Origin of the sequence: Bradyrhizobium sp., assembly GCF_027451485.1 — a bacterium.
In the GTDB taxonomy this organism is placed as follows: Bacteria; Pseudomonadota; Alphaproteobacteria; order Rhizobiales; family Xanthobacteraceae; genus Bradyrhizobium.
In genome coordinates this window covers 1-13,489 of the sequence record NZ_DAIDJE010000019.1, presented here as the reverse complement: position 1 = coordinate 13,489, position 13,489 = coordinate 1, and the positions used below count along the sequence as shown (strand labels likewise).

Genomic DNA, 13,489 nt, shown 5'->3' with positions numbered 1-13,489 from the left:
CGGCGCTTGCGAGCGCCAGGGGATCAGTTCGATTCGCACGCTGAGCTTGGAATTCACCTACTGGCCAAAAAGCTCACGATGGTCAATTCCAGGTTAACGTCACGAGGACCTTGGCTCGAAAAGCGGTTTTTTCGGGCCAATTTTCCCGTGGCATTACGGAAAACAGGCGAGATGCGGGTCCATCTCGCCTGATTTAATGCACATGAACGAACTCAGCTGAGTGAAACTCGAGCTGGACCGCTTTTTTAGTCGCAAACCTGCACGCGCCGGAAGCGCCAGGCGTAGCCATCCCAGAAGCGCTGACGCTGCCAATAGCAGCCATAGGGATCAGCGGCGGCATAGCCCGGTCCGTAATACGGGCCGGGGCCATAATAAGGACCGGGGCCATAATAATAGGGGCTCGCGGCAACCGCGCCGCCAACAATAGCGCCGCCGATCAGGCCGCCGGCAATCGCAGCGCCCAAGGCGCGCTGGGCGTGGGCCGGGCCCGCGGCCGAGAAGGCCAAGGTGGCGACAGTGGCCACTGCCACCAGTGTTTTCCTCATGACATCACCTTTCTGATTGAACACGCTATCCAAGCGGTCCGTTCGTGAATAGGTTCCACATTTCCCTTGAATGATCAATGAACGGCGGCGTCATAATGCCGGCTAAATCCAGCCGAATCTGGACGCAATTGTGCGTCGCACAAGGCGATCTTGCATCGGAGCACGGCGCCGGGACCCTCGGAATGACCATCGCTGGTTCGACCGTTACGGCCATTCCGGCGATCAGGTCGGCTTCAATGAATCCAGCGGCGAGGCCGACACGAAGGCGAGGGCGATCGGTTTTCGACGGCGCCATTTGATCTGCCGCAAAGCGCCATTTTAGATCCATTCCAGAGTGCATCTTCTATCAGTTTGGAATTGCTTCAAAACTCCGCTTTTCTCTTTGCATTCGGGTCTCTCCCTCAATATCGAAAGCTCTGCATCACAATGGGCCTGCCGCTTTAATGATCGTCTGCTCCTGTAACGTGCTGAGCGACCACGACGTCCGCAGTGCCGTCGAGAGCGCGCTAGACCTTCCCCGCAACGCCAAGCAGCTCTATGGCTGCCTTGGTTGCAGCGCGGAGTGCGGCCGCTGCGCGCGCACCATCAAGACCATCATCGAAGATGCGCTCGGCGCCTGCGCCAAGGCGTGCTGCGCCGGCTGTCCACACAGCAGCTCAGCACAGCATCAGCATAACGAAACCGTCCCTCCGCGCGAAACCGTCGCCTGAACTCCGGAACTGCCCTCGGGTTTCGGCCGCTTGCCGCGACAATTGCCCGTTGCCGAGCCGCCAAACCGCTTAAACTTCGGCGGATGATAAGCTACAGCATCACAAGCTCACCTGAGAGGGGTTGTCCCCCAAGAGAGGCACCATGCAAGGCGACGCCAAGGTCATCGACTATCTCAACAAGGGGTTGCGCCACGAGCTCACGGCCATCAACCAGTACTGGCTGCATTACCGGCTGCTGAACAATTGGGGCCTGCTCGAGATGGCCAAGACCTGGCGCAAGGAGTCCATCGAGGAGATGGAACATGCCGACCGCCTGGTCGATCGTATCATCTTCCTCGATGGCTTTCCCAACATGCAGGTACTCGATCCCTTGCGGATCGGCCAGAACGTCAAGGAAGTCATCGAATGCGATCTCGCCGCCGAGATCAGCGCACGGCTGCTCTATCAGGAAGCGGCAACCCACTGCCACAGCGTCAAGGACTATGTCTCGCGCGATCTGTTCGAGAAGCTGATGAAGGACGAGGAGCATCACATCGATTTCCTCGAAACCCAGATTGACCTGATCGGCCGGATTGGCCTCGAACTCTACACCCAGAAGCATGTCGGCGGCCTCGAGGGCGAGGGGCCCTAGCGCACCTCACTCGTCCCTCCTGCGCATGGGTCCTCGGCTGGGCGCGAGACCCTTATGGCTAGGCGTCCACGTTCTTTTTGCGTGGCGTCTCGATGAGGTCCTCGGCTGGAGTCACAACTGCGTCTTGTAGCGCGCCTCGACCTCGGCCTGGCTTTCGGGCTCGCCCAGACTGGTCTGATCGTGGATCACCTGGCTGATCGACGGAAACCTCGCGCGCTCGACCTGCGTCTCCTTCGACCACAGTTTCGATCGCATCAGCGCCTTGCCGCAGTGGAAATAGGTCTCTTTGACCTCGATGCGCAGCACCGCGCGCGGCAATTTCCCGAACTCTTCCATCGCCGCTAGCAGGGCTGGATCCGTGGTGACCGCGCCGCTCCCGCCAACGCGTAGCGTCTCATCAAGGCCGGGCACGAAGAAGATCAGCTGCAAGAGACCCGTGCCCTCGACGATGTTCTTGAAACTGTCGATGCGGTTGTTGCCGGGACGATCGGGCATCAACAGTCGGTTGGGTCCGTCGACATGAACAAAGCCGGAATAACCGCCGCGTGGCGAGGCGTCGACGCTGCCGTCGGTGCCTGACGTGGCGAGCACGCAGAACGGCGACATTTCAATGAATTTCCGGGCGTGAATGTCGATCGCCGGCCGCGCCTTCGCGAGCACGCGCGCAGTCGGTTTGGCGTAGATGGTGGCGAGGTCTTCTGAGGTGGCGTCGGTCATGGCACGGGCTCCGGCAGCTTCGCAGGAGACTAGAGTTTCGATTCCGAGGCTCGCAAGCAATTGCGGCGATCCCCGATACGAACTTTGGACTCAAAGGAGCTCCAGCTAATTAGTGTCTCTGGTGCGGCTATTGAATTGTTAGTTGCTACCACGGACTTGCAGCAATACCGAACTTCAAATTCGCCGCACCGGCGGCCTGCCATCCTGTCAGATTTCGCACAGCGATCTCGCTCGCAAATATCACGCTACACCGCGTCCGCGGGCACGAAACAGCTGATGATGATGCTGCCGCGGTGACGAACATACCACACCACCGCCTCGCCGAGCGGGTTGCCGCGCTCGCGGATGACAGCATGCGGTGGAACCTGCATCCATTGGCCTTCGATCGGCACCCAATAGGCGCCGTCGTGAAAATTATATTCGGTGCGATGGCCGTCGGCGATGTCGCAGCAAGGCACGCCGTTGGGTGCGACCACGCCCTTGAACCAGGCTCGGATATCGGGAGAAACGCTTTCATATTGTCCGTCATCGAAGGCGAGCGCCGCGCCGCTGAGGGCACAACAGGCGGCGACCCAGGCGACGGGCGCGAGCTTTCGCATTCGATCCTCCAGATGCTGATCGGGGAATCAAACCTGAAGACGATTAGGCCCGAGACGTTCTTGCGATGCACGCTCAAATAATAAGCGCTGATGGCCAGGCTAAAATGATGCGCTGCGAAATCAGCGCGGTGCCTGAGCTCTCGCCCTGCGAGCTTTGCTGCCGGTCGTTCCCGCGTTGACCTTCTTGGCGTTGGTCTTCTTCCCCGGCAGCGCGGATGGCCGCTTCAGAGCAGTCTCATTCGATGCGGCTTGCTTGACGCCGCCTTTGGCCAGGCGATTGGCCCATGCCATTGTGAGTGCGCTCCTCAGCGTGGTCGGGTCGGCGGCGGCGAGATTGACGCTCGTGCTGCCGCGCTTGCCCCATGCACCTGCGACGGGCCGGAAGACATCCGGTTCTGCTTCCACCAGGATCGTCTGCTGGTCGCGAGTGAGCACCACCATGCCCCAATGCTCGTCGGGATAGCCAATAGTCGCGAAAATCCGCCCGTTGACCCGAAAGTCCGGGTGACCTCCGTGCGCGCCTTCGATAGCGCCGGTGAGCTTCAGTGCAATTTGTCGAAAGCGGGTCGATGACATCGGGTTAGCTCCCCTCGCGCGGCACGGGCAGCTCTGCAAAGCTGAAAGTATCTAACGCAGCAGCTCCTCGAGCTGCTGCTTGTAGAATTTTGCGTTCGCTGTCGTGCCATGCCCGCGCGTCTCATTGCTCGCGGGGATCAGATAAAGCTTGCCATGCCTGACCTGCTTCAGTGCATCAGTCATGACGCCGGTTTCGGGCGGGTTGCGCTCGTCATCGGCGGAATTGATCGCCAGCAATCTGGCCATGATCCGCGAAAGCCCGCTCGACGCATCGTAGTCGTGCGAAGCTTCCCACTGATAGATGAAGTCGTTGGCGTCCGATGTGAGCGGCGTCGCCAACCGCTGATCGACCATCTGATCGGCCTTCTCGGCTGTCGGCGCCCGGCTCTGATAAGCGAGCGTACCGCCGGAGGTTGCGAAACCGAAAGCTGCGATGGCATATTTCATCATGCGCGGCTGGCGCGTGTAGTTGCCGTTATTGTAGTCGGGATCGTTTCGAATGGTCTCGATCATCATCCGCCGCAGGATCCAGTTGCGGGCCGCCATCGCAGTGGGTTGCGAGGCCATCGGAACCGCCAAGTCGATCATGTCGGGGTATTTTTCTGCCCATAGCCAGGTCTGCATGCCGCCCATGGAATTGCCGATTACAAGCCGCAGGTGGTTGATCTTAAGGCCTTCCGTCACAAGCCTGTGCTGCGCTTCGACCATGTCATCATAGTCATATTTGGAAAAGGCGGCCTTCATCCCGTCGGATGGTTTGGACGATTTGCCATGGCCGATGCCGTCGGGGATGATGATGTAATATTTCGAGGCGTCGAGCGGCTCGCCGGCGCCGAACAGCTCTCCGGCAAACGCCGGCGTCAGCATACTGGCCGCCGAGCCGCCGGAGCCGTGCAGCACCAGTATTGGTTGGCCCGTCGGCTCGCCCACCGTCGTATAATGCAGTTTCAGCTCCGGCATCACCTCGCCGCCGTGAAACTTGAAATTGTGGGCGATGAATTCGCCTTGGGACGGCGACGGATAGTCCGCCGCGATGGCGTCAGCTCCCGACAGCGCTGAAATTGCCGCCGCCAGGATCGCCGGGAGCGGGGAGATGGAGAGAAAACGGCGCATCGGAAACGTGCCTTTTCGGTTTTTGCCGGCTTACCGAAGATGAATGCCCGCATTATTCTAACCGTGTTTGATGGAGATCCAAATGTGCCGAAACATCAAGACGCTGTTCAATTTCGAGCCTCCGGCGAGCGACGAGGAAATCCACGCTTCGGCCTTGCAGTTCGTGCGCAAGTTGTCCGGCTTCAACAAGCCCTCGCAAGCCAATGAGGCGGCCTTCAACCGCGCGGTCGAGGAGGTATCTTCCGCCGCGCATCGGCTGCTCACCTCTCTGCATACCCATGCGCCGGCGCGCGATCGCGTGCTGGAGGCCGAGAAGGCAAAGGAGCGCTCACGGCAGCGCTTCGGTTGAGGAAAGGATCGCGAATGGTGTGGTATGTCTATGTTGGATGGTTTTTTGCCGGGTTGTTCCTGACGAATGCCATTCCCCACCTCGTGCAGGGCATGTGCGGCAACCGTTTTCAGACGCCGTTCGCTTCGCCGCCCGGCGTCGGGGAATCCTCGGCGGTGATCAACGTGCTCTGGGGATTTTGCAATCTGGCGATCGGTTTCGCGCTGCTCTACATCTTCCTGCCGCAGCTGCCACCACCCTGGCCGCTCTGCGCGGCGGCGCTGCTCGGAGGCCTGGTCATCGCGCTTTATCTGGCGTGGCATTTTGGCAGGGTTCGCAACGCCGCGCCGCACCCGTGATCTGTTAGTTCCTGCCCTTCTTGCTTGCTGTCCCTTTTGCCCTTCTTCTTGCGGTTCCTGCGGCGGTCTTCGTCGCATGAGCAGCAAGCGAAGCTAACGCCGAGGTTGGACGATGAAAGGGAGCCGGAAGTATCCTGGCTGCTGAGGCGCAGGCACCCTTGAAGGCTTTGCTCAAATCGCCCGGTAGCCGCCGTCGGCCATCACGATCGACCCCGTAACGTAGGACGACAGGTCGGAGGCGAGAAAGATCGCCGGCCCCACGATGTCTTCCGGCTTGCCGGCGCGTCCGAGCGGCGTATGGTCGATGAAAATTTTGACCAGCTCCGGATCGTTGGCACGCACGGCGGCATTCAGTGGTGTTTCGATCAGGCCTGGGCCGATCGCGTTGACGCGGACGCCATATTTGCCGAGTTCGGCAGCGAGCGCCCGGGTGAAGCCGAGCACGCCGTGCTTTGAGGTGGTGTAGGCCGGTGAGTTCGGCGTGCGTACGTGTACGAACGACTGGATGGAGGCGATGTTGACGATGCGGCCCTTGCCGGCGCGCAAGGGCTCGAGAAAAGCATGCGTCACATTGAAGACGCCGTTGAGATTGATCGAGATGATGTCTTCCCAATCCTTGATCACGGCGGAAGCGTCGCCGGCAAAGCCGTTCCGGCGGTTGATGCCGGCATTGTTGACCAGGATCGAAACCTGTCCGACCTGCTCACGGACGAGCGTTGCGACTTTCACGCAGTCCTCGCGCCTGACGACGTCGAGGCGGTAACTGGAAGCACGTCCGCCGGAGCGGCGGATTTCTTCCGCGGCCTGCTCCGCTGCCTGTTCGTCGATGTCGAGCAGGACCACCTGCGCGCCTTCGCGGGCATAGCCGGCCGCGATCGCACGGCCGATTCCTGAGGCTGCGCCCGTGACGGCGGCGATATGGTTCTCGAGAAGGCCGGGCATTGTTCTCTCCACGATTGAATTTTTCCGGAAAGCTTAACAATTCTGCTACTGCGGCTACAGCGCTTTCTCGAGGAATCGATTCAAATTGGCGGCAACAGGAACGGAAAAGCGTTACCCGGCATGGTGTTTTATGGCTTGTGGTGTTTGGTCATGAATCAACGACCTGTCGAATGGAAGCTTGAACTCGATCGCCTGTGGTCGGCGCATGCGCCCGACTATTGCGAAGCAGTGCGGCTTGTGCAGCAGATCGCATCGGCAGGCGATGAGGAGGCGCTGCGTCAGGCGGCTGCTCAGGCTCTCCCGATTTTGCGATGCGCGGCGCAGGTCGGCGCCGATCACGCGACCTGCGTTGCGGCCCGCCGGCGGCTTGGCGTCATTCGTGAGGTGCTGGCGGCGCTCACCGCGCCGCATTTCGGCAGGCGAACAGCGCTGCCCAAGGCCTTGACGGCGGAAGAGCGCTGCCGCGAGCTTCTGGGGCTGCCGTTCGGCCGCAATCTCTCCGAACGCGAAATCCATCGCGCCTACAAGCTGCTTGCCAAGCGGGCGCACCCGGACGCCGGCGGCAGCGCGGAAGCCTTTCGGGAGTTGGCGGCTGCGCACGACGCGCTGCTGCAGGAGCGGCGAATATCGCCCCGGCACTGATTGCCGCGTTCGGCGCTAATGATAGCGGGCGCTGTAGCTGTAGAATGGCCGGCAGCTCTGACGGATCCTGGCCTCGCCGTCGTCGTCGAGAAAAATCACGTCGAGATGCGCGTTGGTATTGAACAGCGCCCCGAAAGCGCGGTCCATCTGAAGGGCGAGCGTGCCGTTCTCCCTCTTGTCCCGAGTCAGAAGGCCGAGCAGCACGCTGCTGACGGTGCCTTCGTAACGCACCCGCGCGAGGTACGCCCGCGCCACGCCGGCGTTGAGATCGAGCAGCACGGTGATCGCTTCCTTCAGCCGTCGCTCGTGCGCGCCATCCTGTTCGCCAAGGAAGGTGATGTCAGATACGCAGAACCGGTGCAGCAAAGCGAGCCTCCCGCCCCAGAATGGGCAACCCGTATCAACGCGCCCAAATGCGCATCGTTCCATCCTTCGACCAGGTTAGGGGGCGATCAAGGCAGGGCTTGGGCCTTGAGCGGTTTCCGATGCGGCGACCCGCGGGCGGGCTGGCGAGGGGCGTGACGGCGTAATCAATCGGGCGAAAAGGCCGAATTGAGCGGGTTGCAAAGCAGCTTCCGTTGGAGCAAAAGCGGCTTCCGCCGCCGCACAGGCGGACTTCGGAGGATGAGATGAGTGCTGCGACTGAAGAAAAGGTGGAGGCCGTGCAGCCTGAGCGGCTGCATCAGGCGCTCGGCATCTATCAGTCGGCACTGGTCGCGGGCGCGCCGGATGCAGAGGGGGATGAATCGGCGGAAGATCAGGAGCCGGCGAGCCTGCGCGGCATGCAGGCGGTGAAACGCGAATTTCCTGACGCGAAGGAATTCCTGAGCCTGAGCCTTCGGCTCAGGCGATTTGCGGAAGTCGTCAGCGACAGGAAGCTGATCAAGTGGGGCATGGTCAAACATTCGGAAGGCGGCCTTGAGATTCACGATGCGGTCGTCAATGCGCTTGCGGCCGCGCCATTCCGCAAATCCGGCGTGCTCGACAAGGACGTCTTCCACGAGCTGGTCAAGGCCGAATACAACCGCTTGGAAGCGGTAGAGAAGTAAGCAGCCTTTCCGTTCTTCGCTGTCATTCCGAAGCGCATCGATGGAATGACGAAGGCCTAGCCGTCCGATGGCATGGCCAACGCCCCGCTCGTCGTCGTTTCCGATGCAGCACCGCGCCGCTGCCACAGCTCAAAGCCGGACATGCCGACGGCCATCGCTGCGACAAACACGATGATCGGCGCGGTCAGGCCTTCGAGATTCAGGAGCGCCGGTCCCGGACAAATTCCGGTAAGACCCCAGCCGATCCCGAACAGCACCGAGCCGATCAGTAGCTGAGCATCGATATCGCGGCGCGAGGGCCAGGCAAACGCGGGGGTGAGCAGGGGCGCATGTCGCCGCCGCGCCAGCGCAAAGCCGGCACAGCCGACGGCAACCGCGCCCGCCATCACGAATGCCAGCGTGGCGTCCCAGGCGCCGAACAGGTCGAGGAAGCCGAGCACCTTTTCCGGTTCGCTCATCCCGGAAATCAAAAGTCCCAGTCCAAAGATGAGACCACAGCCAAAGCTCGCGAAGATGAGTGGCACGAAGGAACTCCCCGATTGTCGTCAGAAGCGGTGGCGCAGCAGCGCGACCGTGACGATCGCCGCACCCATGAAAACCAGCGTCGCCGTGATCGAGCGCGCCGAAAGCCGCGCAAAGCCGCAGACGCCATGGCCCGAGGTGCAGCCGTTGCCCATCCGGCTGCCGAACCCGACCAGCAGACCGGCCGCGGCATAGAGCGCGAGATCCGGCGAGGCGAGGCGCGCCGCTCCCGGTGTGCCGAACAGCGGCCCGATCAGTGCGGCGGCCATGAGCCCTGCGATGAAGGCAAGCCGCCAGGCGCGGTCACGGCTTGCGGTCAACAGCCCGCCGAGAATTCCGGAAACGCCGGCAAGACGCCCCGCCGACAGCATCAACAAGGCAGAAGCAAGCCCGATGAGCGCGCCGCCCAGCAATCCGCTCAAGGGGGTGAAATTGTGCATTCTATGTTCTCCTATGGCCTGCAGGTGCCAAATTGCCACGATAGGGGCCCATCCGGCAGGGGCCAATGCCTTTTTCTCGGCTTCTTCGATCGGCTAAAGTCCGGCCGCCTATAGATTCGATTCTTTTGAAAACGCAAACTCCCGGGGGGAAAGCTTATGAGATTGTCATCCGTCCTTCGCGCCGCCGTTCTGGCGGTGGCTGCCCTGCTCAGCCTTTCGGCCGCTGCCCGTGCCGATGACGGCTATGTGCAGCTGACGATCTACAAGGGCGGATGGATCATCGGCGGCAACGGCGGCAGCGGCGTGCTGGACTTCCACGGCCGCCGCTACTGGCTCTCGATCGGCGGCATCGATTACGGGTTCGTATTCGGCGGATCGCGCGCCGTGCTGCGCGGCCGCGTCCACAATATCTGGCGGCCGTCGGATATCGTCGGGCCCTATGCAGCCGGCGGCGCGGGAATTGTGGTCGGCGCCGGGGTGCGCGGCATCGTGCTGACCAACGCGCGGGGCGTCGTGCTCGAACTCGCAGGCAGCCAGGTCGGCCTGATGGCGAATGCGGACCTCAGCGGGCTTGCGATCAGCCTCAGGTGAGAGCTTCTCTGACCCCTCCTACGCGTTCCGCGGGGGAGGGATCAGGAGATGCGCAGGGCCTCATCCGCCGATCCTGGCGAAAATCTCCTCAGCCGGCACCGGCGGCGTGACCTTGAATGTGTCACGCAGTACGTCGCTCAAGTCGCGCGGGCTTTCAAGCGCGCGCTCGGCGAGGACTTCACCATCGCGCGCCTCGGTGGAGAACGTGCGATCGACCAGCCGGTAGCGCCGCTCGCCTGACAGCCGTTCCATGATCAGGTGGGTGGTGAGCGGGATGGTCGGGTTGGTCGACGCAAACCAGTTGCCGAGTTCGTAATCGGCCTGCAGCTGCGGTTGCAGGTCGAAGACGTACATCGTGCGCCAGCCGCCCTGCCGTTTCGCATCCAGCCAAAGCAGTCCGTCCCGTTCCGTGAGCCGGTACGTTCCCATTGCCGTGGTCTGCTCGATATCTGTTTTGAGCTGCAGCGGCGCATCGAGCAGGCAGGCGCCAAAGCCGGCGTCGGCGAGATAAGAGCCGTCGGGGAGATCGACCTTCAGCAGCATATGCGTCTTCGCCCCCAGCGGACTTTCCGGCGGCGACATCCAGCGCACGCGACCGCCAAGGCCGGTGACCTGAAAACCGATTGCGGCCAGTGCCGCCCGCAACAGGAAATTATGCTCGTAGCAATAGCCGCCGCGGCGCCCGTCGACGAGCTTGGCCTGCAGGGCGGCGGCATCGAGCCTGACCGGGCGTCCGAGCCACGGATCGATCGTCTCGAAGGGAAGCGCGTCGAGATGTGCAAGCTGAAGCGCTTTCAGCGTGGCGAGATCGGCAGCGACCGGGCCGCGATACCCGATCCGCGCCAGATAATCCTGCAGCCGAAATTCGCCGTCCATGATGCGCCCTCCCTGCGTGAGGCCGATATTATTTCATGAAGGGCGTCAAAACCAGAAGGCCGGGCGAAGCGCCCGGCCCTCGTCTGCGGATGCCGCAGCACTTACAGCGTGCAGTGACGGCTCATCCGCATATCTTCCTGGATGGTGGCTGCGGCCGCAAAGGTCGGCACCGTCTTGCTGACGACCTTGTACTGCGAGAACAATTGCCACGGCTTCTGGGTCAGGTTGGTGTTCCAGATCTGGCAAACGCCGGTGTCGTCCCAGCGGATGACGTAATAGCCGGACTGCTGTGTCATCGGGCGGGCGATGGCCGCGCTCGAGGCGACGATGGCGGCAGCAGCACAAACGGCAGTAACGCGACGCATGATAAAGTATCTCCCCATGATTGATCCCCCGGCGCCCCGGGTGGCCGCTCCTGGCCGCAACCGTCGATGGCGCCGACCGGCCTCTCCTGCGGCAAAAGCGTGGCGCGCGCCAGTCGCAAGCGCGTGATTGCTGGGGATGGCGCGCAGGCGTGGCATTTCTGCTATCATCGCGGCTCTCGGGCGGCACACGGCGCAGCAGGAGGAGCCAATCATGAGCTGGTCGGATCGAGCGGCGATCGCATGCGCAGCACTGGCCGTCGCGGCAACGCTGTCGTTTCCCGGGCCGGCGCTGTCGGCGGCTCCGCCCACGGTCGCGGTCGCCGATTTCGACTATGTCGATACCTCGGGCGAGGTGAAGGACCAGAGCGCCGCGCACAAGGCGCGCGTGGCGCATTTTGTCGAACTGGTGCGCGCCGATCTCGGCAAGCAGGGCGACTTTCGCGTCATGCCGCTCGCCTGCGCCGAGCCGCCCTGTACGCCGATCAACATGCACCCGGACGATTTCATTGCCGCGGGCCGCCACTCCGGTGCGCGCTTCGTCGTCTATGGCGGCATTCACAAGATGAGCACGCTGATCCAGTGGGCCGATATCGAATTGCTCGACCTTCAGGACAACAAGGTTCTGCTCAAGCGCACCGTGACGTTTCGCGGCGACACCGACGAGGCCTTTTCCCGCGCCGCCGCCTTTGTCGGAGGGACCGTCAAGGACGCGATCGGGAAGCAATGAGCCCGTGTCGGCCTGACGAACGGCGAATTGGCTTTCGCGCCGTTTGAGACTATGAATCGCCTCGTCTCAGCCGCGGCAAGAAAGCGAGGTGCGGGATGAGAACCATCTTCGTCTGCTGCCTGCTTGCGGGGTTCGCACTCCCTGCGCTGGCCGAAACTCCCGACGCGAAGGCTTCCGACACAAAGCCCGCCGCTTCGGCGTTCACCTACAGCGCCTCCGGAACATGCCTGGTCTCGCCCGAGGGCTTCAACAACAAGCTGGAGCCCAGCTATAGCGGCGTCGCCTGGACCACCTCGCTGGCGACCAGCGGCAGTGTCGACGACCACGGCAAGGCGACCGAGACCGGCCAGGCGGTCGATACCGCCTCCTTCGGCGTCGGGCCGCGGATGCATGCGCCCGCCGCGCACGCCTATGACGATACGTTCAGCGTCGCCATCGACGACAAGGATCACGACAACAAGGATAGCGACAAGGGCGCCACCTTCCGCGCAGGCGAAATCAAGGGCACGTTCAGCGCCGGCACCTTTGCCGGAAAGAGCTTCAGCATCTCGGGCTTCGAGCTCAAGCGGTTTGCCCGCCACGAGGGATTCGACATGTACGGCACCTCGCCGGTCAAGCAGACGGTGTCGATCGACGGCGGGACCAAGTTCGAGCGCGTCTGCATTCTGACGGTTTCGACATTCCCGAACCGGTGAGAGGCGATATTGGGCGGCGCGATCCCGACGCCGGCGAGTTGCTGCTCCGGCGCATCGTGACGTTTCGTCGCGACGCTTGGCGATGTCCATCACCGCGCGGCCGCCTTTGCCGGCGCGACTGTCCGCGACGCGATGGCGAAACCGAGCCTCCCGCAACCGCCTGATCTTGCGGAGCGTCATGTTTTCCGATTCACATGTCAAACAGCTGCTTTTCGTCATTCCGGGGCGGCCCCAACGGGTCGCGCGAATGCGCGCCCGATGACAGGCTCCGGGCCGAGCCCGGAATCCATTTCTCATGGCATTCCCGCGGCCCGATGGATTCCGGGTCTGCGCCTTCCGCGCAAAATAGCTTCGCTATTTTGTCGCGACGGCACATCCCGGAATGACGGAAGCTTTTCAGACGCCTCTTCATTTCCGGCACACTTCCGCATTGCCGCGGCGCGAGTTGCGCCCGGGTGATGCACGAAACATGTCGCCCTGGATCGAGAGGGCGCAGGGAATGCCGGTGCGTCGGCGCACCCGCAGCCGCGTGCGCAAAGTGAGAGCGCACACGCGTTAGTCACCACAGGTCCACCGGAACGATCCGGCATTCCCTGCGCGATGGTTTTAACGGCTTCCTTCGTGATCTCCCTGGTGAACCGGGCTTTCTTGCCACCATCCGCAGCGCAATGCGTCAGCATTGTCGTTACGTTGACGCCAGCGTCGGGGCGTCAGGACCACACGACTTCGCAGTCCGCGAGCCCACGCCGTTCGTCTGTTGGCGCAGTCCGCGTCCACCGCATCTCACTCCACGTTCGTGACGATCGCGAGCTGCCCCTCTCATCGGGTGAGACGGGGCGAGCTGGTATCGCTGATTTGCCCGACGGGTTAAGCGAAATATTTTTCGCCGCAAGGCTGGACAGACCGGCAAATCAGCAAGCCGTCGTTCAGAGACGTGCTTCCCGGCCATGCCATATCCGTGTGATCAGGATATCCGGCAGCAACGCCGCATAACGAACAATGTATCCGGACGAACCAAAACGGACGACAAGTTGCCGAATGTCTGCATCCGTCGTCGGTGTG

Annotated in this window: 20 protein-coding genes; 9 read left to right on the top strand and 11 right to left on the bottom strand. The window is 62.3% G+C overall.

Going from position 1 to position 13,489, the window contains the following annotated elements; genetic code table 11:
- Positions 1-245: 245 nt before the first annotated feature.
- On the bottom strand, positions 246-545 hold the full coding sequence (locus NEZ08_RS02645) for a hypothetical protein (RefSeq protein ID WP_298103029.1): 300 nt from the start codon (positions 543-545) through the stop codon (positions 246-248).
- 443 nt (positions 546-988) lie between these two features.
- On the opposite strand from NEZ08_RS02645, the gene NEZ08_RS02640 reads away from it, so the two are divergent.
- Together NEZ08_RS02640 and bfr are read left to right on the top strand one after the other, a co-directional pair.
- On the top strand, positions 989-1,255 hold the full coding sequence (locus tag NEZ08_RS02640) for a (2Fe-2S)-binding protein (RefSeq protein WP_298103026.1): 267 nt from the start codon (positions 989-991) through the stop codon (positions 1,253-1,255).
- A 142-nt stretch (positions 1,256-1,397) separates the two neighbouring features.
- Entirely contained in the window at positions 1,398-1,886 is a 489-nt protein-coding gene (bfr, locus tag NEZ08_RS02635) for a bacterioferritin (protein WP_298103023.1), read from the top strand.
- Between the two features lie 111 nt (positions 1,887-1,997).
- Here the strand turns inward: bfr and NEZ08_RS02630 are convergent, their stop codons facing one another.
- The 4 genes from NEZ08_RS02630 to NEZ08_RS02615 form a co-directional block, all read right to left on the bottom strand.
- The gene (locus NEZ08_RS02630) at positions 1,998-2,603 is read right to left on the bottom strand and encodes a pyridoxamine 5'-phosphate oxidase family protein (protein ID WP_298103020.1); all 606 of its coding nucleotides are present in this window, start codon (positions 2,601-2,603) and stop codon (positions 1,998-2,000) included.
- A 245-nt stretch (positions 2,604-2,848) separates the two neighbouring features.
- Entirely contained in the window at positions 2,849-3,202 is a 354-nt protein-coding gene (locus NEZ08_RS02625; RefSeq protein WP_298103017.1) for a hypothetical protein, read from the bottom strand.
- A gap of 120 nt (positions 3,203-3,322) precedes the next feature.
- Positions 3,323-3,778 carry an MmcQ/YjbR family DNA-binding protein gene (locus tag NEZ08_RS25720; protein ID WP_367278360.1) on the bottom strand — a complete coding sequence of 152 codons (456 nt, stop codon included), beginning with the start codon at positions 3,776-3,778 and terminating at the stop codon, positions 3,323-3,325.
- Positions 3,779-3,829: 51 nt separating this feature from the next.
- Positions 3,830-4,891 (bottom strand): alpha/beta fold hydrolase, encoded by a 1,062-nt coding sequence (locus tag NEZ08_RS02615; protein WP_298103014.1) that lies wholly within the window; start codon positions 4,889-4,891, stop codon positions 3,830-3,832.
- 82 nt (positions 4,892-4,973) lie between these two features.
- Here NEZ08_RS02615 and NEZ08_RS02610 point away from each other — a divergent pair, with 82 nt between their 5' ends.
- Both NEZ08_RS02610 and NEZ08_RS02605 read left to right on the top strand, forming a co-directional pair.
- Positions 4,974-5,240 carry a DUF2277 domain-containing protein gene (locus NEZ08_RS02610; RefSeq protein WP_298103011.1) on the top strand — a complete coding sequence of 89 codons (267 nt, stop codon included), beginning with the start codon at positions 4,974-4,976 and terminating at the stop codon, positions 5,238-5,240.
- A 14-nt stretch (positions 5,241-5,254) separates the two neighbouring features.
- Positions 5,255-5,578: a hypothetical protein gene (locus NEZ08_RS02605; RefSeq protein ID WP_298103009.1), complete on the top strand. Its 324-nt coding sequence runs from the start codon at positions 5,255-5,257 to the stop codon at positions 5,576-5,578.
- Between the two features lie 171 nt (positions 5,579-5,749).
- On the opposite strand, the gene NEZ08_RS02600 is transcribed toward NEZ08_RS02605, so the two are convergent.
- Entirely contained in the window at positions 5,750-6,520 is a 771-nt protein-coding gene (locus NEZ08_RS02600) for an SDR family oxidoreductase (protein ID WP_298103006.1), read from the bottom strand.
- 150 nt (positions 6,521-6,670) lie between these two features.
- On the opposite strand from NEZ08_RS02600, the gene NEZ08_RS02595 reads away from it, so the two are divergent.
- Positions 6,671-7,162: a J domain-containing protein gene (locus tag NEZ08_RS02595; RefSeq protein WP_298103003.1), complete on the top strand. Its 492-nt coding sequence runs from the start codon at positions 6,671-6,673 to the stop codon at positions 7,160-7,162.
- A 15-nt stretch (positions 7,163-7,177) separates the two neighbouring features.
- Here the strand turns inward: NEZ08_RS02595 and NEZ08_RS02590 are convergent, their stop codons facing one another.
- Positions 7,178-7,528, bottom strand: a complete 351-nt coding sequence (locus NEZ08_RS02590) for an enhanced serine sensitivity protein SseB C-terminal domain-containing protein (RefSeq protein ID WP_298103000.1) — start codon at positions 7,526-7,528, stop codon at positions 7,178-7,180.
- A 263-nt stretch (positions 7,529-7,791) separates the two neighbouring features.
- Between NEZ08_RS02590 and NEZ08_RS02585 the strand changes: the two genes are divergently transcribed.
- Positions 7,792-8,211: a hypothetical protein gene (locus NEZ08_RS02585; protein WP_298102997.1), complete on the top strand. Its 420-nt coding sequence runs from the start codon at positions 7,792-7,794 to the stop codon at positions 8,209-8,211.
- Between the two features lie 56 nt (positions 8,212-8,267).
- Here NEZ08_RS02585 and NEZ08_RS02580 read toward each other — a convergent pair whose 3' ends face one another.
- Positions 8,268-8,735 carry a DUF6691 family protein gene (locus NEZ08_RS02580; protein ID WP_298102994.1) on the bottom strand — a complete coding sequence of 156 codons (468 nt, stop codon included), beginning with the start codon at positions 8,733-8,735 and terminating at the stop codon, positions 8,268-8,270.
- A 21-nt stretch (positions 8,736-8,756) separates the two neighbouring features.
- Positions 8,757-9,173, bottom strand: a complete 417-nt coding sequence (locus NEZ08_RS02575) for a YeeE/YedE thiosulfate transporter family protein (protein WP_298102991.1) — start codon at positions 9,171-9,173, stop codon at positions 8,757-8,759.
- Between the two features lie 156 nt (positions 9,174-9,329).
- On the opposite strand from NEZ08_RS02575, the gene NEZ08_RS02570 reads away from it, so the two are divergent.
- Positions 9,330-9,764 (top strand): hypothetical protein, encoded by a 435-nt coding sequence (locus NEZ08_RS02570; RefSeq protein WP_298102988.1) that lies wholly within the window; start codon positions 9,330-9,332, stop codon positions 9,762-9,764.
- A gap of 60 nt (positions 9,765-9,824) precedes the next feature.
- On the opposite strand, the gene NEZ08_RS02565 is transcribed toward NEZ08_RS02570, so the two are convergent.
- The gene (locus NEZ08_RS02565) at positions 9,825-10,640 is read right to left on the bottom strand and encodes an arylamine N-acetyltransferase (protein WP_298102985.1); all 816 of its coding nucleotides are present in this window, start codon (positions 10,638-10,640) and stop codon (positions 9,825-9,827) included.
- Between the two features lie 101 nt (positions 10,641-10,741).
- Positions 10,742-11,005, bottom strand: coding sequence for a hypothetical protein (locus NEZ08_RS02560; protein WP_298102982.1), 264 nt, complete (start codon positions 11,003-11,005; stop codon positions 10,742-10,744).
- Between the two features lie 211 nt (positions 11,006-11,216).
- On the opposite strand from NEZ08_RS02560, the gene NEZ08_RS02555 reads away from it, so the two are divergent.
- Positions 11,217-11,732 (top strand): DUF2380 domain-containing protein, encoded by a 516-nt coding sequence (locus tag NEZ08_RS02555; RefSeq protein ID WP_298102979.1) that lies wholly within the window; start codon positions 11,217-11,219, stop codon positions 11,730-11,732.
- 95 nt (positions 11,733-11,827) lie between these two features.
- Positions 11,828-12,427: a hypothetical protein gene (locus tag NEZ08_RS02550; protein ID WP_298102976.1), complete on the top strand. Its 600-nt coding sequence runs from the start codon at positions 11,828-11,830 to the stop codon at positions 12,425-12,427.
- Positions 12,428-13,489 lie beyond the last annotated feature (1,062 nt).